Here is a 19,075-nt window from a genome sequence, read left to right as displayed (position 1 = left end):
CGGAGACGAAAGCACGGAAGGGCTTGTCGCGATGCAAGAACTCAAGGTGATCGGCGTGGAGAACGGCGCACTCGTCGCCGCCTCCGAAGATGGCGCGCGCTTCCGGATCGAGATCGACGACGTGCTGCAGTCGCGGATCCGCCAGGCGCAGCCCGAGACCCACCAGGGCCCGAAGCTCTCGCCCCGCGAGGTGCAGGCCCAGATCCGCTCCGGGCTCTCCGCCGAGGAGGTGGCGCGGCTCACCGGCGCGTCCGTCGACTACATCCGGCGGTTCGAGGGTCCGGTGATCGCCGAGCGCGAACACATGGTGACCTCCGCGCTGGCGGTGCCCGTGCACGTCGCGGGCGACGTCGACCCGGCCGACGAGCCCCTCTCGTTCGGCACGGTGATCCGGGAACGCCTCGCGAAGCTCGATGCCCACGGCGAACGCTGGGCGAGCTGGAAGGACGAGGAACGCGGCTGGATCATCAAGCTCGAGTTCACCGCCGACACCATCGACCACGACGCACGCTGGAGCTTCGACCTCCGTCGCCGCGCACTGCAGCCGATCAACTCCGAGGCGATCACCCTCTCGCAGCAGGGCGAGCTGAAGGACGGGCTGATCCCCCGCCTGCGAGCCGTCGGCGGCGACCCCGACCAGTCGCGGTTCGACAGCGGCGCGTTCACCTTCGAGGAGGCCGAGCCGGGCTCCGACCAGGACACACAGCCGCAGCTCGAGCCGCTGCCGTACGGCCGGCCCACCCCGCTCGCGCCGCAGCCCTCGAGCCCCGCGGTGACCCGCGCCGCGATCAAGCGGGCCGACGAACCCGCCCAGGCCCACGGCGAGACGGCCGACCTGCTCGAAGCGCTCCGCCGGCGCCGCGGTGAGCGCGAAGCCGCGACCGGCGAACAGCAGCCGCTGCCCTCCGCTCCCGTGGCGCCTGAGTCGCCGTCCCGGCCTGTGCACGCGCAGCCGGCCGCCGAGTCCGCCCCGACCCCTGAGACCGCTCCGCCGGAGGAGTCGCCGGGCGCGGCGGCCCGCTCACTCTGGAGCAAGGCGTCCACCGGGTCCGGTCGGAACGCCGGCCGCAAGGGTCGCGCGTCGATGCCCAGCTGGGACGAGATCGTCTTCGGCGCCCGCACCGACGACGACCTCGCCTGACGTCGCAGCCCTCGAGCGCTCGTCCGGAATCCCGGCACGTTCGGACGTCGAAGCGCGCCCGTCGCGGTGCTAGCATTCGAATATCTGTTCGAATGCGAGGTATGCCGTGCCCCGAGTGCAGGAGTTCGTGGAGCTGTGGGCGGCCGAGAGCGGCGAGCCCGAGCGCCTCGTCTGGCGGGCTCGGCGCTTCCGCGTGACCGACATGCCGACCCCGCTCGTCGGCCCGGCTGAGTGGTGGGAGCCGTTCGCCGGGCACGACGTGACCCCCGGGCACGGTCCGCTCGCCATCGCGGGCTGGCGCTTCCAGGCGAGCGCCGAGGACGGCGAGACGCATGTCTTCGACGTCGGCCACGACGGCCGTCGCTGGCGGCTTCTGCGCGTGTTCGACTGACGGGGCGAACGTGACGCCGGCGCGCCGGCGCGCCGACGCGCCGACGACGGTACCTAGGCCGACTTCTCCGCGCGTCGCGGCTTCTGCGGCACGATGGTCGGCGCGGCATTGTCCAGCACAGCGGCACGGGTGACGACCACGCGGGCGACACCGGTCGTGCTCGGCACCTCGAACATGATCGGGCCGAGCACCTCCTCCATGATCGCGCGAAGGCCGCGGGCGCCCGTCTGACGGAGCACCGCCAGGTCGGCGATCGCCTCGAGCGCCTCCTGCTCGAAGTCCAGCTGCACCCCGTCGAGCTCGAACATGCGCTGGTACTGCTTCACCAGCGCATTCTTCGGCTCGGTGAGGATCTCCATCAGGGCATCACGGTCGAGCGGCGACACGGTCGTGACGACGGGCAGACGACCGATGAACTCGGGGATGAGGCCGAACTTGTGGAGATCCTCGGGAAGGACCTCGCTGAAAATATCGGCCTGATCGTTCTTGCTGTGCAGCGGCGCACCGAAGCCGATGCCCCGCTTGCCGGCCCGCGAGGAGATGATGTCCTCCAGCCCGGCGAAGGCACCCGCAACGATGAACAGGACGTTCGTCGTGTCGATCTGGATGAACTCCTGATGCGGGTGCTTGCGGCCGCCCTGCGGCGGCACCGAGGCGACCGTGCCCTCGAGGATCTTCAGCAGCGCCTGCTGCACGCCCTCGCCCGAGACATCCCTCGTGATCGACGGGTTCTCGGCCTTCCGCGCGATCTTGTCGACCTCGTCGATGTAGATGATGCCCGTCTCAGCGCGCTTGACGTCGTAGTCGGCCGCCTGGATGAGCTTCAGCAGGATGTTCTCGACGTCTTCGCCGACGTACCCGGCCTCGGTCAGCGCGGTCGCGTCGGCCACGGCGAACGGCACGTTCAGCTGGCGGGCCAACGTCTGCGCGAGGTACGTCTTGCCGCAGCCCGTGGGACCGATGAGCAGGATGTTGGACTTGGCGAGCTCGACGTCGTCGCGGTGGTCGGCCGACGTGATCGTCTGCTTGGCCCGCACCCGCTTGTAGTGGTTGTAGACGGCCACGGCGAGCGACCGCTTCGCCGCCTCCTGCCCGATGACGTACTCCTCGAGGAAGGCGAAGATCTCCTTCGGCTTCGGCAGCTCGAACTCGCCCGACTCGGTCTCGCCGGCCTCGGCGAGCCGCTCCTCGATGATCTCGTTGCACAGCTCGACGCACTCGTCGCAGATGTAGACGCCGGGACCGGCGATGAGCTGCTGGACCTGCTTCTGGCTCTTTCCGCAGAACGAGCACTTCAGCAGGTCGGCGCTCTCCCCGATGCGTGCCATCGCATCCTCCCTCTCGACGCGTCTGTTCCGAGCCTAACCCGTGCGGGCGGCGTTGCGGCGGAGCCGCGCAGATTCGTGGCGGACGCGCGTACGCCCTGGGCGAATCAGTCGAGCAGGTGGCGCAGGTACCGCGCCGGATCGGCGAGGTAGGACCGCCAGTGCGCGACGAGCTCCAGTTCGTCCCACGTGGTGCGCCGGATGCCCCACTCCCCGAGCTCGAGGATCGTGGCGCCCGGCACGGCGGCGAGCACGGGCGAGTGGGTGGCGCACACCACCTGCGCACCGCGACGGGTCATCTCGTGCAAGGAGCCCACCCAGCGCAGCAGCGAGCCGAACGAGAGACCCGCCTCCGGCTCGTCGAGGCAGGCGAACCCCGGCGCGTAGCCGGGATGGTTCAGCTGCTCGTCGAGCATCCGATTGAACGACTCGCCGTGGCTCAGCTCATGCAGGCCCCCGCTCGGACCGCCGAGGTCGTCGAGGTAGGTCGCGTACCCGTGCATCGTCTCGGCGCGGAGGAAGAAGCCCCGCCGGGGCGTCCCCGCTCGCCGTTCGACGCGCAGCCAGGAGCCGAGCGGCGACTCCGACGGCCGAGTCGCACGGCCGCCGTTTGGTGCTGCCGCCCTCGGCGGGCAGTCCGTACGCCATCGCCAGGCCCTCGATCAGGGTGGACTTGCCGCTGCCGTTCTCGCCGACGAGGAAGGTCAGCCCCGGACCGAGGTCGAGCCCCTCGCGGACGACCTGGGCGACCGCGGGTACGGTGAGGGGCCAGGTGTCCGGATCGAGCTCGACCGCCCCGTCGACGACGACGCGGCGGACGATCCGGCTGTCGTCCAGCCAGTCGTCCGCCGCGTGCATGCGTGGAAGTGCGTCAGCGGGTGAGCGCCGGGAGCGTCTTCCGCGAGTTCAGCACCTGGTCGATGAGGCCGTACTCGAGCGCCTCCTCGGCCGACAGGATCTTGTCGCGGTCGATGTCGGTGTTCACCTGCTCCTGCGTCCGGTTGGAGTGCTTGGCGAGCGTCTCCTCCAGCCACGTGCGCATGCGCAGGATCTCGGCCGCCTGGATCTCGATGTCCGACGCCTGACCGTGACCGGCCTCGCCCATCGCGGGCTGGTGGATCAGGATGCGGGCGTTGGGCAGCGCGAGCCGGCGACCCGGCGTGCCGGCCGCCGCGATGACCGCGGCCGCAGAAGCCGCCTGGCCGAGCACGACGGTCTGGATCTGCGGGCGGATGTACTGCATCGTGTCGTAGATCGCCGTCATCGCCGTGAACGAGCCACCGGGCGAGTTGATGTACATCATGATGTCGCGGTCGGGGTCCATCGACTCGAGGACCAGCAGCTGGGCCATGATGTCGTCGGCCGACGCGTCGTCGACCTGGACACCGAGGAAGATGATGCGGTCCTCGAAGAGCTTCGCGTACGGGTCCTGACGCTTGAACCCGTAGGCCGTGCGCTCCTCGAAGCTCGGCAGGATGTAGCGCGAACCGGGCGCCTGCGTGCCCGAGAAGGCGGTGCCGCCGAAAGCAGGAATGTTCATTCGATCGTTCTCTCTCTTCTCAGGCCTGGTCGGTTCCGCCGCCGCCCGACACGTCGAGCGCGGACTCGCGGATGTGGTCGACGAAGCCGTACTCGAGCGCCTCCTCGGCGGAGAACCAGCGGTCGCGGTCGCCGTCGCGGTTGATCTGCTCGACCGTCTTGCCGGTTTGCGCCGCCGTGATCTCCGCGAGCCGCTTCTTCATGTCGAGGATGAGCTGCGCCTGGGTCTGGATGTCGCTCGCGGTACCGCCGAAGCCGCCGTGCGGCTGGTGCAGCAGGACGCGCGCGTTCGGCGTGATGTACCGCTTGCCCTTGGTGCCGGCGGTGAGCAGCAGCTGGCCCATGGAGGCCGCCATGCCGATGCCCACGGTGACGATGTCGTTCGGCACGAACTGCATGGTGTCGTAGATGGCCATGCCGGCCGTGATCGAGCCGCCGGGCGAGTTGACGTAGAGGTAGATGTCCTTCTTGGGGTCCTCGGCGGCGAGGAGCAGCAGCTTGGCGGCGATCTCGTTGGCGTTGTCGTCGCGCACCTCGGAGCCGAGCCAGATGATGCGGTCCTTCAGCAGTCGATCGAACACACCGGGCTGCAGTGTCGGTTCGGCCATGGAATTCGCTCCGTTCGTTGTCACGTTCACTCGAATCTATCCGGTGCAACACGGCCGAACGGGGGTGTTCGCCCTAGGCGGATGGCGCGTCGCCCGAGTCGAGTTCCGCCGCGTACGCGGCGACCGCGCGGCCGTACTGGGGCAGGTGCGCAGCGAGGACGGCGAGGGCGACGGATGCCGCGGCGTCGGGGCGCCCCGCGCTCGTGAGGGCCAGCGCGCGGAAGGCGGAAACCGCGTCCCCGAGGTCGTGCGGCTCCCGCGCCGCCTCGTCGAGGAGGGCGATGGACTCCTCAGGCCGCCCGAGGTTCCTCAGGGTCGAGGCGAGCTGGATGAGGCACTCCACCCGCTGCCGGCCGCCGAGCCCCGACTCGAGCGCACGGCGGTAGTGCGGCTCCGCCTCGGCCTCGCGGCCGGCGGAGTCGTAGGCGCCGGCGAGCTCGAAGGGACCGCGGGGGTCGTCGGCGGGCAGCTCCGCCGCGAGCGCCGCGATCCGCTCGAGCACCGCGTCGTCGCCGAGCGCGTTCGCGTCCCGCCAGACGGCGTCGACCCGCGTCTGCCAGTCGTGCATGGTGCGTTCCTCCCGGGACGGCGAAGGGGCCGGGATCACTCCCGGCCCCTTCATGTACGGCGACTACTCGGCGTCGGCCGACTTCGCGGCGCGCTTGCGCGCGGGCTTCTTCTCGGCGGGCGCGTCGCCCTCGTCTGCGGCGGCCTTCTTCCCGGCGCGCTTCTTCGGCGCGGGCTTCGCCTCGGCGGCCTCGGCCTCCTCGACGATCTCCTCGGCCTGCTCGACGACTTCGGCCTCAGCTTCGGCCTCGTCGTCACCGGGAACGGCGGTGAACTCCGAGAGGTCGACCGGGTTGCCCGAGGCATCCGTCACCTTGGCCTTGCCGAGCGCGATCGCGAGCGCCTTGTTGCGGGCGACCTCGCCGACCATCGCGGGAATCTGGCCCTGCTGGCTGAGGATCTGCACGAACTCGTTCGGGTCCATGCCGTACTGCGCGGCGCCCTGCACGAGGTACTGCGTGAGCTCCTCCTGGCTGACCTTGACGTCCTCGGCCTCGGCGATCTTGTCGAGCACGATCTGCGTCTTGAACGCCTTCGTGCTGGCCTCGGTCACCTCGGCGCGGTGCTCGTCGTCCTCGAGGCGGTTCTCACTCTCGAGGTGGCGGTGCACCTCGTCCTCGATGACGCTGTCGGCGACGGGGACGTCGACCAGTTCGAGCAGCTTCTCGACGAAGAGGTCGCGAGCCTGGGTGCCCTGGCCGAAGGTCTTGTTGCGGGCGACCTGCTCCTTGAGGGAGTCGGTGAGCTCGGCGAGGGTGTCGAACTCGCTCGCGATCTGCGCGAAGTCGTCGTCGGCCTCGGGAAGCTCGCGCTCCTTGACGGCGGTGACGGTGACGGTGATCTCGGCGGTCTCGCCCTCGTGCTCGCCGCCGAGGAGCTTCGACGCGAACGTCGTCGTCTCGCCTGCGGTCAGCGAGTCGAGCGCCTCGTCGATGCCCTCGAGCAGCTCGCCCGAACCGACCTCGTAGGAGATGCCGCTCGCAGTGTCAACCTCGGCGCCGTCGATGGTCGCGACGAGGTCGAGCGTGACGAAGTCGCCCGACTTGGCCGGACGGTCGACGGTGATGAGCGTGCCGAAGCGGCTGCGGAGTCGCTCGAGCTCCTCGTTCACCTCGTCGTCGCCGATGGCGACGTCGTCGACGGTGACCTCGAGGCCCTCGTATGCGGGCAGCTCGATCTCGGGGCGGACGTCGACCTCGATGGAGAGCAGCAGGTCGCCCGAGAAGTCCTTCTCGTTCGGCCATTCGACGATGTCGGCCGCGGGGCGGCCGAGCGGGCGCAGCTCGTGCTCGGCGACGGCGGCGCGGTAGAACCCGTCGAGGCCCTCGTTCACGGCGTGCTCGAGCACGGCGGCCTTGCCGACCCGCTGGTCGATGACCGGCGCAGGGACCTTGCCCTTGCGGAAGCCGGGGACGTTGATCTGCTCGGCGATGTGCTCGTACGCGTGGGCGATGCTGGGCTTCAGCTCCTCGGGCGTCACCGAGATGGTGAGCTTGGCGCGCGTCGGGCTCAGCTTCTCAACCGAAGTGGTCGGCATGGGGAAGATCTCCTGTTGTGTGGAAGTTCGTGTCGAGCCTGGACGACTCGTCGGGGCGACAGGATTCGAACCTGCGACCTCCCGCTCCCAAAGCGGGCGCTCTAGCCAAGCTGAGCTACGCCCCGAGTCGCTACTCAACTCGTCGGCCCGTCCGCGCGAGCATGCCGAAACAGGCCGGTGCGCGGATGGACCCCGGAAAGTCTACTGCACCCGGGCCCGCGGCCATGGCGCGCGTCCGGGACGGCTTCGCGAGGCGGACGGCACGTGACGAGCGGGGCATCCGCGGTGTATTAGCATGGTCCGGGTGCCCGCCGAGCGGGCGCTCCGGGGCGGTAGCTCAATGGTAGAGCCTTAGTCTTCCAAACTAATTACGCGGGTTCGATTCCCGTCCGCCCCTCCACGACACGGTCGCCTCACGCCATACCAGAGCTGAGGCCAGCCTTCCCTCCCTTGAAATACGCCGACGGGTGCGTAGCGTTGACACCGACAAGCTCAAGGGAAGGTGGACACGATGACCGACATCCAGACCGCACCGAAGACCGGATCCAACGCCGACGTCGCCGCAGGCGTCGCCCAGTACCTGACGCCGGTCGTGCACGAACTCGTCGCGCTCGCCGTCAACGGCAAGCAGGCGCACTGGCATGTCCGCGGCACCAACTTCATCGCCGTGCACGAACTGCTCGACGAGGTCGTGGCGCACGCGCAGGACTGGTCCGACCTCGCGGCCGAGCGGGTCGTCGCCCTCGGGCTGCCGATCGACGGGCGCCTCGCGACCGTCGCCGAGCAGAGCGGTGCGAAGAACCCGAAGCTCGGCTTCCTGCCATACGACGAGGCGATCGCCGTCGTCGTGGCGCAGATCGACCTCGCGACCGAGAAGGTCAACGAGGCCATCGCCGGGCTCGAGGAGCTCGACCCGGCCAGCCAGGACGTCGTGATCGAGATCCGACGCGGTCTCGACAAGGACCGCTGGTTCCTCTCCGCGCACGTCGCGGTCAAGTAACCATCCAGCCGTGGCGCCGGCCGACCGGCGCTGGCGGGCCGACGGGCCCGGGTGCAGAATGCCGCTATGACGGCGGATGCCCCCGGGCCCGTCCCCGTTCCGGGCGACGGCGCCGGGCTGACCGACGCGCAGCGCGCGCTGCGCGCCCAGCTGCTCGCGACCGAGCACTGGAGTCTGCTCGCCTCGCGGTCGACCACGCAGAGCGAAGTGCTGACGCGCATCGCCATCTTCCTGACCCTCGTCTCGGCCGGCCTCGTGACGCTCGGGGTGCTCGGTCAGGCGACCGGGTTCCGCGGCTGGTTCGGCGTGGCCGCGCTCGGCGTGCTGCTCCTGCTCTGCCTACTCGGCTACGTCACCGCGCTCCGCGTGTTCAACACGGGCACCGAGGACCTCATGTACGTCGTGGCGATGAACCGGCTCCGGGGCGCCTACCTCGACCTCGACCCCGGCCTGGCGCCGTACCTGCTCATGTCGCCCGCCGACGACGAAGCAGGTTCGCGCCGCACCTATCACTACTTCGGTGATCGCGGCTCGGGCAGCCAGGTGCTCGCGAGCTCGATGATGCTCATCGCGCTCGTGCAGTCCGCCGTCACGGGACTGTTGGCGGGCGGTATCGCCGCCGCGCTCGGCGGCGCCACCTGGCTCGCGGTGACGATCGGCGCCGCCGTGGCGCTGCTGCTGCTGGTGCTCTGGCTCGTGCGCGGGTACCGCTCGTATCGCGACGCGTTCCGCATGCATGAGCCGCTCCGCCGGTCGCGCTGACCGCGCGGGCGAGGGCGACTACCGCTGCAGCCAGGCGAGCACCGCGAGCACCCGGCGGTGGTCGGTGCCCGAGTCCTCGAGGCCGAGTTTCTGGAAGATCGACGTGACGTTCTTCTCGACCGCGCCGACGCCGATGAAGAGCTGGGCGGCGATGCCCTGGTTCGTGCGTCCCTCCGCCATGAGCTGGAGCACCTCGCGCTCGCGAGGCGTGAGCGAGGCGAGCGGATCGCCGCGCCGCGACAGCAGCTCCTTCACCACCTGCGGGTCGAGCACGGTGCCGCCGGCGCTCACGCGCTCCACGGCGTCCTCCAGCTCCTCCAGCGAAGCGACCCGGTCTTTCAGCAGATACCCCATGCCGCCTTCCCCCGACGACAGGAGCTCGTGCGCGTACGTGCCCTCGACGTACTGGCTGAGCAGCAGCACGCCGAGCCCGGGCGAGCGCCGGCGCAGCTCGATCGCGGCGCGCACGCCCTCGTCCCGGAATGTCGGCGGCATCCGCACGTCGAGGACCGCCAGGTCGGGCCGGACGTCGTCGATCGCGGCGAGCAGGGCGTCGGCGTCGCCATAGGCGCCCCCGGTCTCGAAGCCGGCCTCGTCGAAGAGCCGGACGAGGCCTTCGCGGAGCAGCACGGAGTCCTCGGCGAGCACGATGCGCAGCGGCCGGTCTCGGTCGGTCATCCCTTCAGCGTAGCGAGCACCGGAGCGCACGCCGCGAGCGGGCGCCCGGCACCGGGCGCCCGCTCGATCGGCCGGCTCAGGCCGTCGTCGCCGGGACGAAGGGCACGTGCGCGCCCACGACCGTCGGGCCGCCCTCAGGGCTGTCGACGACGAGCTGGCCCTGGAGGCCGCGCACCCGCTCATCGAGGCCGGCGAGGCCGTGACCGGGTGCGAGCGCCGCACCGCCCCGGCCGTTGTCGGTGACCCAGAGGTCGAGCCAGTGTCCGGCGGGTCCTGCGTCGCGCGTGGCGATGCGGAGCCGGATCGCCGTCGCCTCCGCGTGCTTCGCGGCGTTGGTGAGGAGCTCGGCCGCCACGAAATACACGTTGCGCTCGATCGCGGCCGGGAGCGGGGCATCCGCCGACAACCGGTCCTCGAACTCCACCGGGACGGGGCTCCGCGCCGCGAGCGAGGCGAGCGCACTCGCCAGCCCGCGGTCCTGCAGCAGCGGCGGGGCGAAGCCACGGGAGAGCGCGCGGAGCTCGTCGAGCGCCTCGCGTGCGGTGTCGCGCGCTTCGCCGACGAGCGACTTCGCGGCATCCGGGTCCTGCTCGAGGCGGCGCTCGATCGTCGCGAGGTCCATCTGCAGCCGCACGAGACGCTGCTGCGGACCGTCGTGGATGTCGCGCTCGAGCCGGCGCAGCGACGTGTCCTCGGCCTGCACGGCCGCGCCGCGGGAGGCGGCGAGCGAGGCGACCTCGCGTTCGAGCGCCTCCGAGCGCCACCGGCCCAGCACGCCCCTGGCGATGACGTCGTGCAGCACGGTCAGGCCTCGGAGCACGAACGGCAGCGTGAGGAGGAAGACGACGCCGAGCACGAACTCGAACACCCGCTCGCCGGCCACGACGTCGTAGGAGAAGTCGTTGCCCGGCACCAACCGGTCGATGAGCCACTCGTTCAGCCACAGGGTGCGGTCGCCGTCGGGGACGAAGCCCTGCCAGATCCAGCCGGTCGTCCCGGCGAGCGCGACCGAGGTCCACACGATGGTGAGGCTCCAGCTCACGATGCTCACGATCGGGTTGATGACCATCGTGTGCAGCACGTAGAGCCAGTAGTGGCCGTCGACGAACGGCGTGAACGTCGCGCGCCAGAACCCCTGTTCGCGACCGTCACGCGACCAGTCGGGCTGCCGGATCTCGGGGCGGCCGGCCCAGCGGAGCCGGATCAGCTCCAGCGTGCCGAAGCCGCGCGCGATGAAGAACGCCGCGACCATGAGGAAGATGCCGATGAAGATCGCGACCATGCCGAGTCCGGCGAAGAACACCGTGGACAGGACGCTGAGCCCGATGATCGCGATGGGCATGGTGAGGATGAGGAAGCCCAGTTCGCGCGGCACGCTCGCCCAGAGCGCGCCGTAGCCGCGGCGGGCGGGGTCGGCGGGGCGGGCCGAGGCATCCGTCGGATCGGCGGGCGCTGCGGCGCCCTGCAGGTCAGTGGTGGCCATGGTTCGTCTCCTCGGTCATCGTCGCACGCTGACCGGGTTCGACGACGGCGAACTGCCCCATCATCCCCTGATCCTCGTGCCACAGCAGGTGGCAGTGGTACATGTACGGCGTGTCGGGATCGGCGTAGTCCTCGAACCGCATGAGGAGCACGTACTCGGTCTCGGGGTCGGCGAAGATCGTGTCCTTCCATCCGGCGAGCTCGGGCGGCGGCGCCTGGCCGCCGATCGAGGCGATGCGGAACTGGACGTCGTGGACGTGGAAGCTGTGCGGCAGCGAGGTGTCGTTCACGACGGTCCAGCGTTCGAGCGTGTCGACCGTCACCGTCTCGTCGACTCGGCCGAGGTCCATCGCGTGTCCGTTGATCTCGAAGCTGTCGCCCAGCACGAACCGGCGGTCGGCGGCGACCTCGGCGGGATCGAAGTCGGGGACGTCGACGAGACGGTCCGGCACGGCGGGTGCCGGCCGCAGAGTGTCGGCTGCGCGCACCTCGAGCACGTCGAACGCGTCGGTCCCGCCGTTCATGACGGCGATCGGCCCTTCGAGCGCGGCGATCTCGGGTGTCATCCGCGACTGGAGCACGAGCCGCTCCCCCGGCTCGACCCGGAGGAGCACCTCGGCGCGTTCGCCGGGCGAGAGCCGCACGTGGTCGAGCTGCACGGGCGCCTCGAGCAGGCCGCCGTCGGTCCCGATGAGTTCGACGGCCCGGCCGTCGCTCCAGGTGAAGGCGTAGCTGCGCGCGGTGGACGCGTTCAGGAGCCGGAGCCGGACGAGTTCGTCCTGGACGTCGAGGAAGGGGCCGCGTGTGCCGTTCACGATGAGCTCGTCGCCGAGTCCGCCGGCGTAGCCGCGCTGGGCGTCCTCCTTGCGGCCGTCTGCGGAGAAGCCGGTGTCCTGCACGATCACCGGGACGTCGTCGACGCCGTATTGCGAGGGCAGGCCGAGCGCGCGCTCCGATTCGTCGTGGAGGAGGAACATGCCGGCGAGCCCGCGGGCGACGTGCGACTCGGTCTCGCCGTGGGGATGCGGGTGGTACCAGAGCGTCGTGGCCGGCTGGTCGATGAGCCACTCGGGCGACCAGGTCGCACCGGGCTCGACCATCTGGTGGGGCCCGCCGTCCATCTTCGCGGGCAGGTGCATGCCGTGCCAGTGCACGGTGGTGGGCTCGTCGAGCGCGTTCGTCACGTCGACGCGGACGCGTTCGCCGCGTTCGGCGACCAGCGTCGGGCCGAGGTAGCTGCCGTCGAAGCCCCAGGTCGGGCTCGGCACGCCGGGTTCGAACTCCGTCTCACCGGCCTGCGCCTCGAGCGAGAACACGCGGGTGCCGTCGGCGTCGACCGTGGACTCTGCGAGCGGCGGGATGGCGAGCGGGGTGTCGAAGTCGACCGAGCCGACGGTGGAGACGGCGCCGGGACCGGCGACGCCGCATCCGGCGAGCGCGAACGCGACGGCGCCGGCGGTGACGGTTAGCCCGGCCACGGACGCGACGGTGGCGCGCGGGCGGCGGAGTGCGGTGCGAAGCATGGTTCCAGCCTCGCGATCGGGCGGGATCCGCCCCATCCGGCGGGCGTCCGGATCCGGCGGGGGGTTATCCCCCCGCCTCCTCAGGCCAGGGTCGTGTGCGTCGGGCGGCCTGCGAGGAACGTCGCGGCGACCGGCATGGCGCGCAGCTCCTCCAGGGATGCCTCGTACGGGTCGAGCTCGATCACCGCGACGTCGGCCGGGAGCCCCGCGCGGACCTCGGCCCCCGCGCCGCCGGTCGACGCGGCGAGCGCGGTGGCGACGTCGATCGACTGCTCGGGATGCCACGGCTCCCGCCCGTCGCGCGAGCGCCCGACGGCCGCGGCGATGGCGACCCACGGGTCGAGCGGCGCGACGGGGGCGTCGGAGCCGAGGGCGAGCTCGACGCCGGCGGCGGCGAGCTCGGCGAGCATGAACGCCCGGTCGGTGCGGCCGGCCCAGTAGCGCTCGGCCACGTCGCGATCGTCCATGGCGTGCTCGGGCTGCACGCTCGCGACGATGCCGAGGCGGGCGAATCGCTCGACGTCCTCGTGGCGCAGCAGCTGGGCGTGCTCGATGGAGCCGCGGCAGCCGACCTGTTCGAAGGCGTCGAGGACGTCGGCGTTCGCGCGGTCGCCGATCGCGTGGACGGCGGGCGTGAGTCCGCCCGCGTGGGCGCGTCGCAGCAGCGGGACGAATCGGTCGATCGGCACCGTGGGGATGCCGTGGGGGTGCTCGGCGTGCTCGAGGCCGGGGTACGGGTCGAAGCACCAGGCCGTTCGCGTGTTGAGCGACCCGTCGGTGATGACCTTCGCGCCGCCGACCGTGACCAGGCCGCCGGTGCCGGCGACCGTGTCACCCGTGCGGAGGCCCTCGGCGATCGCGCGGTCGAGGTGCTGCGGGTAGATGCCGAACGCGACCCGGAGCGGGAACGCGCCGTCGGCGGCGCGGCGCTGCCAGTCGTCGCGGTTCCACCGCATCTCGTAGTCGACGACGCCGACCGTGCCGCGGGCGGCCGCGCGTCGCGCCGCGTCGCCGACCCACGTATCGAGCACGTCGTCGGCGACGTCGTCGAGCTCGCGCACGAGCGCGAAGCACGCGTCCTCGCGGAGGAGGCCGTCGTCGGGCAACGTCACGCCGTGACGGGCGGCGGCGGCGGTATTCAGCCAGCAGGCGTGCAGGTCGGCTGCGACGAGCACGACGGGCACCGCACCGGCCGCGGTGTCGAGGAGCTCGGCGGTCGGGGCATCCGGCCACAGTCCGTCGCGGAAGCCGAACCCGGCGATCTCGCCGGCGCCGTCGGCGACGGCGCGTCGGACGAGGGATGCCGCCTCCGCGGCGGAGCCGGCGGCCGAGACGTCGAGGCGGCGAGAGACCATCGCCCATTGCGAGAGGTGCACGTGCCGGTCGTACAGGCCGGGAACGATCCAGCGCCCGTCGAGCGCGACCCGTTCGGCGCCCGCGACGGATGACTCGCCCGCGGGTGCGACCTCCGCGACCACGCCGTCGTAGAGGAGGACGTCGACCGTGCCGTCACGCCCCGGAAGCCGCCCGCCGGCGAGGAGCAGCGCGGTCATTCGCGCGCCGCCCGGGCGGCCGCCTGCGCCGAGCGCAGTGCGTCGTGGGTGCGGCGCATCTCCGCGGCGAGCGCGGAGCTCGCGTACGGCCCGTCGCCCTCGAGCTCCGCGATGATGCGGTCGACGGTCTCGGCCGGCTTGTTCTGGCTCATCTTGTTCTTCGCCGTGAACCGGGTCACCGGGATCCGCAGGCCCACGGTGCCGACCGCGATGCGATCGGCGTACTCGGAGTCGAGCGGCGTGCCGCGCATGCGCCTCGGCTCGGGCAGTTCGCGTTCGAAGTGATCGACGAGCTGCTCGAGCACCCGCAGGTTCTCCGCGGGCTCGAGGAGCTCGGGCGTGCCGTACAGGTGGGCGGTGACGAAGTTCCACGTGGGCACGCCAGGCGCATCGTGGTCGTACCAGCCGGGCGAGATGTAGCCGTGCGGGCCCTGCACGATCACAAGCACCTCGTGCCGGCCGAGCTCGTGCAGCACCTCGTCGGGGCGCCCGACATGGGTGAGCAGGACGATGCCGTCGGCATCCTCGTCGAGTAGCACCGGGTAATGGGACGCGACGAGGCCCGCGGCATCCGTATCGCTCACGATCGTCATCCACGGGTGCTCGCGGATGACGCGCTTGACACCGTCCTCGCTCGCGAGGGTGAAGCTGGGATTCTGTCGCATGGTTCCTCGGTCTCGGGCCGGCGGGGTGGGGGGCGGCAGCCGGGCGTCAGGCCTGGCAGTACGGGCACCAGTAGAGCTTGCGCGCGCCCATCTCCTCGAGGACGATGTTCGTTCCACACACCCGGCACGGCAAGCCCTCGCGCTTGTACACCCAGTGCCGATCGGCCCGGTTCGCCATCGCCTGGCGCCAGGCCTCGGGGTCGAGATCGTCCATGGTCATCATCTGGCCGGTCTCCACGCCGATGCGCAGCAGCTTCGACCAATCGCGCCAGAGATGGCGGACCTGCTCCTCCGGCACCTGCCGGCCGGGCGTGTGCGGATTCTGCCTGGCGCGGAAGAGCAGCTCGGCCCGGTACACGTTGCCGATGCCCGACACGACGCTCTGATCCATGAGCAGCAGCCCGATCGGGGTGGGCTTGCGCCTGACGACGTTCGTGAAGCGGTCTTCCGCCTCGGGTCCGTCGTCGAGCAGCGGGTCGGGCCCGAGCTTGCCGACGACCCGCTCGACCTGCGCGGGATCGAGCACCTCGCACGCCGTCGGGCCGCGGAGGTCGGCGCACACCGTGTCGGTGAGGAGCCGGACCCGCACCTGGCCGACCGGCTCGGGCGGGAAGGTCTCCAGCCGGGCGCCCTCCTTCTCCGACTCCGACATCCGGAGCCGCGTCCGCCGCGGCGCCCCGATCGAGGTCAGCGAGTTCTCGCCCGCTGCGTCGAGGACGACGGCGTCGGGATTCGGCCCGTCGAGGAAGGTGCCGCGTTGATTGGTCTGGCCCATGCGCCCGTTCGCCGACGCGATCGTGGCATCCATCAGGATCTCGCCCGCGAAGTCCCACGCGCCGTACATGCCGAGGTGGACCCGGAGCCAGACGTCGCCCTCGAACCCGAGGAACATCTGCTTGCCGACGGCACGCGCCTCGGTCATCCGGCGCCCGTCGAGCTCGGCCGCACCCGCAGCGAACCGGCCCTGCGGACTCCACGCGTGCACGACGTGACCCACGAAATTGCGTTCGAACTGGCGCGTGATGCGATGGACGGAGTGCCCCTCAGGCATGCCGCGCTCCGGCTACTCGGCGGGCCCGACGACGTCGACGCCCTTGCCGGCGATGTCGCCCGTCCGCTCGTACTCGGCCAGCTGGGCGATGCGCCGCACGTGCCGCTCGTCGCCCGAGAAGGGCTCGGCGATGAACGCGTCGATGTAGCGGATCGCCTCCTCGACCGTGTGCTGGCGCGCCCCGATGGAGATGACGTTCGCGTCGTTGTGCTCGCGGGCGAGGATCGCGGTGTCCATGCTCCACACGAGCGCCGCCCGGACGCCCTGCACCTTGTTCGCCGCGATCTGCTCCCCGTTGCCCGACCCGCCGAACACGACGCCAAGCGCACGGACGCCCGCCTCCTGATCGCGGACGACGCCGAGCGCCGCGTTGATGCAGAACGCCGGGTAGTCGTCGAGCGGGTCGTACTCGGCGGGGCCGTGGTCGACGACCTCGTGACCGGCGTTGGTCAGATGGTCGACGAGCGTGCGGCTGAACTCGAGGCCGGCGTGGTCGGTCGCGATGTGGATGCGCATGCGAGCAAGTCTAGGGATCCGGGCGGATGGCCTCGCCAGGGCGCGCACCTCGCGAGCTAGGCTGGAGGCCGTTGCCCGCGGCCACGAGCCGGGGGCGAGGCATCCGTTCGACGCAGATGGAGACTTGCACGTGCCTGGAGACAACCTCACCCGCATCGAAGCCGAGGAGCGCGCGGCGCTCGTCACCGTGCACGACTACGACGTCGTGCTCGACGTGACGACCGGTCCCGACGTCTTCCGCTCGACCACGACCGTGCGGTTCTCCGCGAAGCCGGGCGCGTCGACCTTCATCGACGCGATCACCGCCGCGGTGCACTCGGTCACCCTCAACGGGCGCGAGCTCGACCCGGCCGAGGTGAGCGACGGCATCCGCATCCAGCTGCCGGAGCTCGCCGACGAGAACGAGCTCGTCGTCGTCGCCGACGGCCGCTACATGCACACCGGCGAGGGGCTGCACCGGTTCGTCGACCCCGTCGACGGCGAGGCCTACCTCTACACCCAGTTCGAGGTGCCCGACTCGCGGCGCATGTTCGCCGTGTTCGAGCAGCCCGATCTGAAGGCCGCGTTCCGGTTCACGGTGACCGCGCCCGCGCACTGGGAGGTCGTGTCCAACTCCCCCACGCCCGAGCCCGTCGACGCGCACGAGGGCGCCAAGACCTGGGCGTTCGAGCCCACCCCGCGCATCTCGAGCTACATCACCGCGCTCATCGCCGGCCCGTACGACGTCGTCCGCGACGAGCTCACGAGCTCCGACGGCCGGGTCATCCCGCTCGGCGTCTTCAGCCGCAAGAGCCTCTCGCAGTACCTCGACGCCGACTACATCTTCGAGAAGACGAAGCAGGGCTTCGAGTACTTCGAGAAGAAGTTCGGCGTGCCCTACCCGTTCGCGAAGTACGACCAGCTCTTCGTGCCCGAGTACAACGCGGGCGCCATGGAGAACGCCGGCGCCGTCACCTTCACCGAGGTGTACGTCTTCCGCTCCAAGGTCACCGACGCGATCAAGGAGCGCCGCGTCGTCACGATCCTGCACGAGCTGGCCCACATGTGGTTCGGCGACCTCGTGACGATGAAGTGGTGGAACGACCTCTGGCTGAACGAGTCGTTCGCCGAGTGGGCCTCGACCATCGCCACCGCCGAGGCCACCGAGTGGCACGAGGCGTGGACCACGTTCAACTCGATGGAGAAGAGCTGGGCGTACCGCCAGGACCAGCTGCCCTCGACCCACCCCATCGTCGCCGAGATCCGCGACCTCGAAGACGTGCTCGTCAACTTCGACGGCATCACCTACGCCAAGGGCGGCTCGGTGCTGAAGCAGCTGGCCGCCTGGGTGGGCATCGACGCCTTCTTCACGGGCGTCTCCGCGTACTTCACCAAGCACGCGTGGGGCAACACCACGCTCGCCGACCTGCTCGCCGAGCTCGAGACGGCCAGCGGCCGTGACCTCTCCGACTGGTCGAAGCTCTGGCTCGAGACCGCGGGCGTCAACACGCTGCGGCCCGAAATCGAGACGGATGATTCGGGCACGATCACCGCCTTCGCCGTGCTGCAGTCCGCACCGGCCGACTACCCCACGATCCGGCCGCACCGCCTCGCGATCGGCTTCTACAACCTGCGCGACGGCAAGCTCGTGCGCGAGCACCGCGTCGAGCTCGACGTCGACGGCGAGCGCACCGAGGTCGCCGAGCTGGTCGGCGTCACCCGCCCCGACCTCGTGCTGCTGAACGACGACGACCTCGCGTACGCCAAGATCCGGCTCGACGAGCAGTCGCATCGCGTCGCACTGGAGAACCTCTCCGACATCGAGGACCCGCTCGCGCGTGCCCTCGTGTGGAGCTCGGTCTGGGATGCCACGCGCGACGGCGAGTCGACCGCGAGCGACTACCTCGAGCTCGTGCTCGGCAACATCGCCTCCGAGACGGAGTCGACAACCCTCCGCATCGTGCTCGCGAACGCGCAGCTCGCCGCGAGCTCGTACGTTGCGCCCGCCAAGCGCGCCGACGCGCGCCGCACCCTCGCCGACGGCCTCTGGGCGCTCGCCCAGGCGGCCGAGCCGGGCAGCGACGCGCAGTTCCAGTTCGTGAAGTACTTCGCCGCGGTCGCCGAGGCGGGCTCGCACGTCGACGAGCTGTCGTCGCTGTTCGCCGGCGAGATCGCGCTCGACGGGCTCGACATCGACACCGACCTCGGCTGGGAGCTGCTCATCGCGCTCGTGGCCGCCGGCCGCGCCGGCGACGACGACATCGACGCCCGCCTCGCCGAGGACAACACCGTCACGGGGCAGGAGTCGGCCGCGCACGCCCGCGCCGCGATCCCCACGGCCGAGGCGAAGGAGCGGGCCTGGGCGTCGCTCATCGACGTCGACACCGCCACGAACTCGGTCGTGCGGACGACGGCGACCGGCTTCCTCCGCGCCAACGACCCGAGCCTGCTCGCCCCGTTCGTCGACCGCTACTTCGGCATGCTCGAGACCGTGTGGGAGGAGCGCAGCTACGCCATCGCCGAGAAGCTCGTCGAGCTGCTCTACCCGGCGCCGCTCGCGAACCAGGCGCTCGTGGACGCGAGCCGGGCGTGGCTCGAGAGCCACCCCGACACGCCGGCCCTTCGTCGCCTCGTGATCGAGTCGGTCGCGGGCGTCGAGCGCGCGATCGCGGCGCAGGAGCGCGACGCGCAGTAGTCGCACCGGCTCGCGCGACCCGAGGGGCGGCGGCGGGTGGTACTCCGGTACCACCCGCCGCCG

Annotated in this window: 19 protein-coding genes and 2 tRNA genes; 6 read left to right on the top strand and 15 right to left on the bottom strand. The window is 71.0% G+C overall.

Translation table 11 applies throughout. The features are described 5' to 3' along the window. Positions 1 to 31: 31 nt before the first annotated feature. Positions 32 to 1,141, top strand: coding sequence for a septation protein SepH (sepH, locus tag ABIQ69_RS07530; RefSeq protein WP_350349744.1), 1,110 nt, complete (start codon positions 32 to 34; stop codon positions 1,139 to 1,141). A 106-nt stretch (positions 1,142 to 1,247) separates the two neighbouring features. Continuing rightward, positions 1,248 to 1,532, top strand: a complete 285-nt coding sequence (locus ABIQ69_RS07525) for a hypothetical protein (RefSeq protein ID WP_350349743.1) — start codon at positions 1,248 to 1,250, stop codon at positions 1,530 to 1,532. A 53-nt stretch (positions 1,533 to 1,585) separates the two neighbouring features. Here the strand turns inward: ABIQ69_RS07525 and clpX are convergent, their stop codons facing one another. The 8 genes from clpX to ABIQ69_RS07485 form a co-directional block, all read right to left on the bottom strand. After that, positions 1,586 to 2,860, bottom strand: a complete 1,275-nt coding sequence (gene clpX, locus ABIQ69_RS07520; RefSeq protein WP_350349742.1) for an ATP-dependent Clp protease ATP-binding subunit ClpX — start codon at positions 2,858 to 2,860, stop codon at positions 1,586 to 1,588. 104 nt (positions 2,861 to 2,964) lie between these two features. Then, a complete protein-coding gene (locus ABIQ69_RS07515; protein ID WP_350349741.1) occupies positions 2,965 to 3,360 on the bottom strand; it encodes an AAA family ATPase in 396 nt (131 codons plus the stop codon). Then, entirely contained in the window at positions 3,302 to 3,715 is a 414-nt protein-coding gene (locus tag ABIQ69_RS07510; protein ID WP_350349740.1) for an AAA family ATPase, read from the bottom strand. The genes ABIQ69_RS07515 and ABIQ69_RS07510 overlap by 59 nt, the downstream gene beginning before the upstream one ends. 13 nt (positions 3,716 to 3,728) lie before the next feature. Continuing rightward, positions 3,729 to 4,397 carry an ATP-dependent Clp protease proteolytic subunit gene (locus tag ABIQ69_RS07505; RefSeq protein WP_350349739.1) on the bottom strand — a complete coding sequence of 223 codons (669 nt, stop codon included), beginning with the start codon at positions 4,395 to 4,397 and terminating at the stop codon, positions 3,729 to 3,731. A gap of 19 nt (positions 4,398 to 4,416) precedes the next feature. After that, positions 4,417 to 5,004, bottom strand: a complete 588-nt coding sequence (locus ABIQ69_RS07500) for an ATP-dependent Clp protease proteolytic subunit (RefSeq protein ID WP_350349738.1) — start codon at positions 5,002 to 5,004, stop codon at positions 4,417 to 4,419. 73 nt (positions 5,005 to 5,077) lie between these two features. Next, positions 5,078 to 5,572: a tetratricopeptide repeat protein gene (locus tag ABIQ69_RS07495; RefSeq protein ID WP_350349737.1), complete on the bottom strand. Its 495-nt coding sequence runs from the start codon at positions 5,570 to 5,572 to the stop codon at positions 5,078 to 5,080. Between the two features lie 63 nt (positions 5,573 to 5,635). After that, entirely contained in the window at positions 5,636 to 7,108 is a 1,473-nt protein-coding gene (gene tig / locus ABIQ69_RS07490) for a trigger factor (RefSeq protein WP_350349736.1), read from the bottom strand. A 50-nt stretch (positions 7,109 to 7,158) separates the two neighbouring features. Then, positions 7,159 to 7,233, bottom strand: a tRNA-Pro gene (locus ABIQ69_RS07485). A gap of 201 nt (positions 7,234 to 7,434) precedes the next feature. Between ABIQ69_RS07485 and ABIQ69_RS07480 the strand changes: the two genes are divergently transcribed. The 3 genes from ABIQ69_RS07480 (at position 7,435) to ABIQ69_RS07470 (ending at position 8,870) form a co-directional block, all read left to right on the top strand. Further along, a tRNA-Gly gene (locus tag ABIQ69_RS07480) sits at positions 7,435 to 7,508 on the top strand. Positions 7,509 to 7,619: 111 nt separating this feature from the next. Continuing rightward, complete coding sequence (locus ABIQ69_RS07475) at positions 7,620 to 8,108, top strand: DNA starvation/stationary phase protection protein (RefSeq protein WP_350349735.1); 489 nt, start codon at positions 7,620 to 7,622, stop codon at positions 8,106 to 8,108. A 66-nt stretch (positions 8,109 to 8,174) separates the two neighbouring features. After that, on the top strand, positions 8,175 to 8,870 hold the full coding sequence (locus ABIQ69_RS07470; RefSeq protein WP_350349734.1) for a hypothetical protein: 696 nt from the start codon (positions 8,175 to 8,177) through the stop codon (positions 8,868 to 8,870). Between the two features lie 18 nt (positions 8,871 to 8,888). Here ABIQ69_RS07470 and ABIQ69_RS07465 read toward each other — a convergent pair whose 3' ends face one another. The 7 genes from ABIQ69_RS07465 to ABIQ69_RS07435 all read right to left on the bottom strand — a co-directional run bounded on the left by ABIQ69_RS07465 (position 8,889) and on the right by ABIQ69_RS07435 (position 16,338). After that, the gene (locus ABIQ69_RS07465; protein WP_350349733.1) at positions 8,889 to 9,548 is read right to left on the bottom strand and encodes a response regulator transcription factor; all 660 of its coding nucleotides are present in this window, start codon (positions 9,546 to 9,548) and stop codon (positions 8,889 to 8,891) included. Between the two features lie 76 nt (positions 9,549 to 9,624). After that, the gene (locus ABIQ69_RS07460) at positions 9,625 to 11,031 is read right to left on the bottom strand and encodes a sensor domain-containing protein (protein WP_350349732.1); all 1,407 of its coding nucleotides are present in this window, start codon (positions 11,029 to 11,031) and stop codon (positions 9,625 to 9,627) included. After that, positions 11,018 to 12,553: a multicopper oxidase domain-containing protein gene (locus ABIQ69_RS07455; RefSeq protein WP_350349731.1), complete on the bottom strand. Its 1,536-nt coding sequence runs from the start codon at positions 12,551 to 12,553 to the stop codon at positions 11,018 to 11,020. Before ABIQ69_RS07455 ends, ABIQ69_RS07460 begins: the two co-directional genes overlap by 14 nt. An 80-nt stretch (positions 12,554 to 12,633) precedes the next feature. Beyond that, entirely contained in the window at positions 12,634 to 14,106 is a 1,473-nt protein-coding gene (locus ABIQ69_RS07450; protein ID WP_350349730.1) for an amidohydrolase family protein, read from the bottom strand. Next, complete coding sequence (locus tag ABIQ69_RS07445) at positions 14,103 to 14,771, bottom strand: FMN-binding negative transcriptional regulator (protein ID WP_350349729.1); 669 nt, start codon at positions 14,769 to 14,771, stop codon at positions 14,103 to 14,105. The genes ABIQ69_RS07450 and ABIQ69_RS07445 overlap by 4 nt, the downstream gene beginning before the upstream one ends. A gap of 46 nt (positions 14,772 to 14,817) precedes the next feature. Then, entirely contained in the window at positions 14,818 to 15,822 is a 1,005-nt protein-coding gene (locus ABIQ69_RS07440; protein ID WP_350349728.1) for a DNA-formamidopyrimidine glycosylase family protein, read from the bottom strand. 12 nt (positions 15,823 to 15,834) lie between these two features. Next, positions 15,835 to 16,338 carry a ribose-5-phosphate isomerase gene (locus tag ABIQ69_RS07435; RefSeq protein ID WP_350349727.1) on the bottom strand — a complete coding sequence of 168 codons (504 nt, stop codon included), beginning with the start codon at positions 16,336 to 16,338 and terminating at the stop codon, positions 15,835 to 15,837. Between the two features lie 130 nt (positions 16,339 to 16,468). Between ABIQ69_RS07435 and pepN the strand changes: the two genes are divergently transcribed. After that, positions 16,469 to 19,012: an aminopeptidase N gene (gene pepN / locus ABIQ69_RS07430; RefSeq protein WP_350349726.1), complete on the top strand. Its 2,544-nt coding sequence runs from the start codon at positions 16,469 to 16,471 to the stop codon at positions 19,010 to 19,012. Positions 19,013 to 19,075: the final 63 nt, after the last annotated feature.

The sequence above is a fragment of the Agromyces sp. G08B096 genome (genome assembly GCF_040267705.1).
Classification (GTDB): Bacteria; Actinomycetota; Actinomycetes; order Actinomycetales; family Microbacteriaceae; genus Agromyces.
The sequence above is the reverse complement of the archived record's forward strand: the minus strand, read 5'-3'. Positions and strand labels throughout refer to the sequence as shown.

What these genes read in the sequence shown, in the direction of transcription:
- sepH (WP_350349744.1), top strand. Translation starts at nt 32, where the DNA reads ATGCAAGAACTCAAGGTGATCGGCGTGGAGAACGGCGCACTCGTCGCC.
- clpX (WP_350349742.1), bottom strand. Translation starts at nt 2,860, where the DNA reads ATGGCACGCATCGGGGAGAGCGCCGACCTGCTGAAGTGCTCGTTCTGC.
- ABIQ69_RS07515 (WP_350349741.1), bottom strand. Translation starts at nt 3,360, where the DNA reads ATGCACGGGTACGCGACCTACCTCGACGACCTCGGCGGTCCGAGCGGG.
- ABIQ69_RS07510 (WP_350349740.1), bottom strand. Translation starts at nt 3,715, where the DNA reads ATGCACGCGGCGGACGACTGGCTGGACGACAGCCGGATCGTCCGCCGC.
- ABIQ69_RS07505 (WP_350349739.1), bottom strand. Translation starts at nt 4,397, where the DNA reads ATGAACATTCCTGCTTTCGGCGGCACCGCCTTCTCGGGCACGCAGGCG.
- ABIQ69_RS07500 (WP_350349738.1), bottom strand. Translation starts at nt 5,004, where the DNA reads ATGGCCGAACCGACACTGCAGCCCGGTGTGTTCGATCGACTGCTGAAG.
- ABIQ69_RS07495 (WP_350349737.1), bottom strand. Translation starts at nt 5,572, where the DNA reads ATGCACGACTGGCAGACGCGGGTCGACGCCGTCTGGCGGGACGCGAAC.
- tig (WP_350349736.1), bottom strand. Translation starts at nt 7,108, where the DNA reads ATGCCGACCACTTCGGTTGAGAAGCTGAGCCCGACGCGCGCCAAGCTC.
- ABIQ69_RS07475 (WP_350349735.1), top strand. Translation starts at nt 7,620, where the DNA reads ATGACCGACATCCAGACCGCACCGAAGACCGGATCCAACGCCGACGTC.
- ABIQ69_RS07470 (WP_350349734.1), top strand. Translation starts at nt 8,175, where the DNA reads ATGACGGCGGATGCCCCCGGGCCCGTCCCCGTTCCGGGCGACGGCGCC.
- ABIQ69_RS07465 (WP_350349733.1), bottom strand. Translation starts at nt 9,548, where the DNA reads ATGACCGACCGAGACCGGCCGCTGCGCATCGTGCTCGCCGAGGACTCC.
- ABIQ69_RS07460 (WP_350349732.1), bottom strand. Translation starts at nt 11,031, where the DNA reads ATGGCCACCACTGACCTGCAGGGCGCCGCAGCGCCCGCCGATCCGACG.
- ABIQ69_RS07455 (WP_350349731.1), bottom strand. Translation starts at nt 12,553, where the DNA reads ATGCTTCGCACCGCACTCCGCCGCCCGCGCGCCACCGTCGCGTCCGTG.
- ABIQ69_RS07450 (WP_350349730.1), bottom strand. Translation starts at nt 14,106, where the DNA reads ATGACCGCGCTGCTCCTCGCCGGCGGGCGGCTTCCGGGGCGTGACGGC.
- ABIQ69_RS07445 (WP_350349729.1), bottom strand. Translation starts at nt 14,771, where the DNA reads ATGCGACAGAATCCCAGCTTCACCCTCGCGAGCGAGGACGGTGTCAAG.
- ABIQ69_RS07440 (WP_350349728.1), bottom strand. Translation starts at nt 15,822, where the DNA reads ATGCCTGAGGGGCACTCCGTCCATCGCATCACGCGCCAGTTCGAACGC.
- ABIQ69_RS07435 (WP_350349727.1), bottom strand. Translation starts at nt 16,338, where the DNA reads ATGCGCATCCACATCGCGACCGACCACGCCGGCCTCGAGTTCAGCCGC.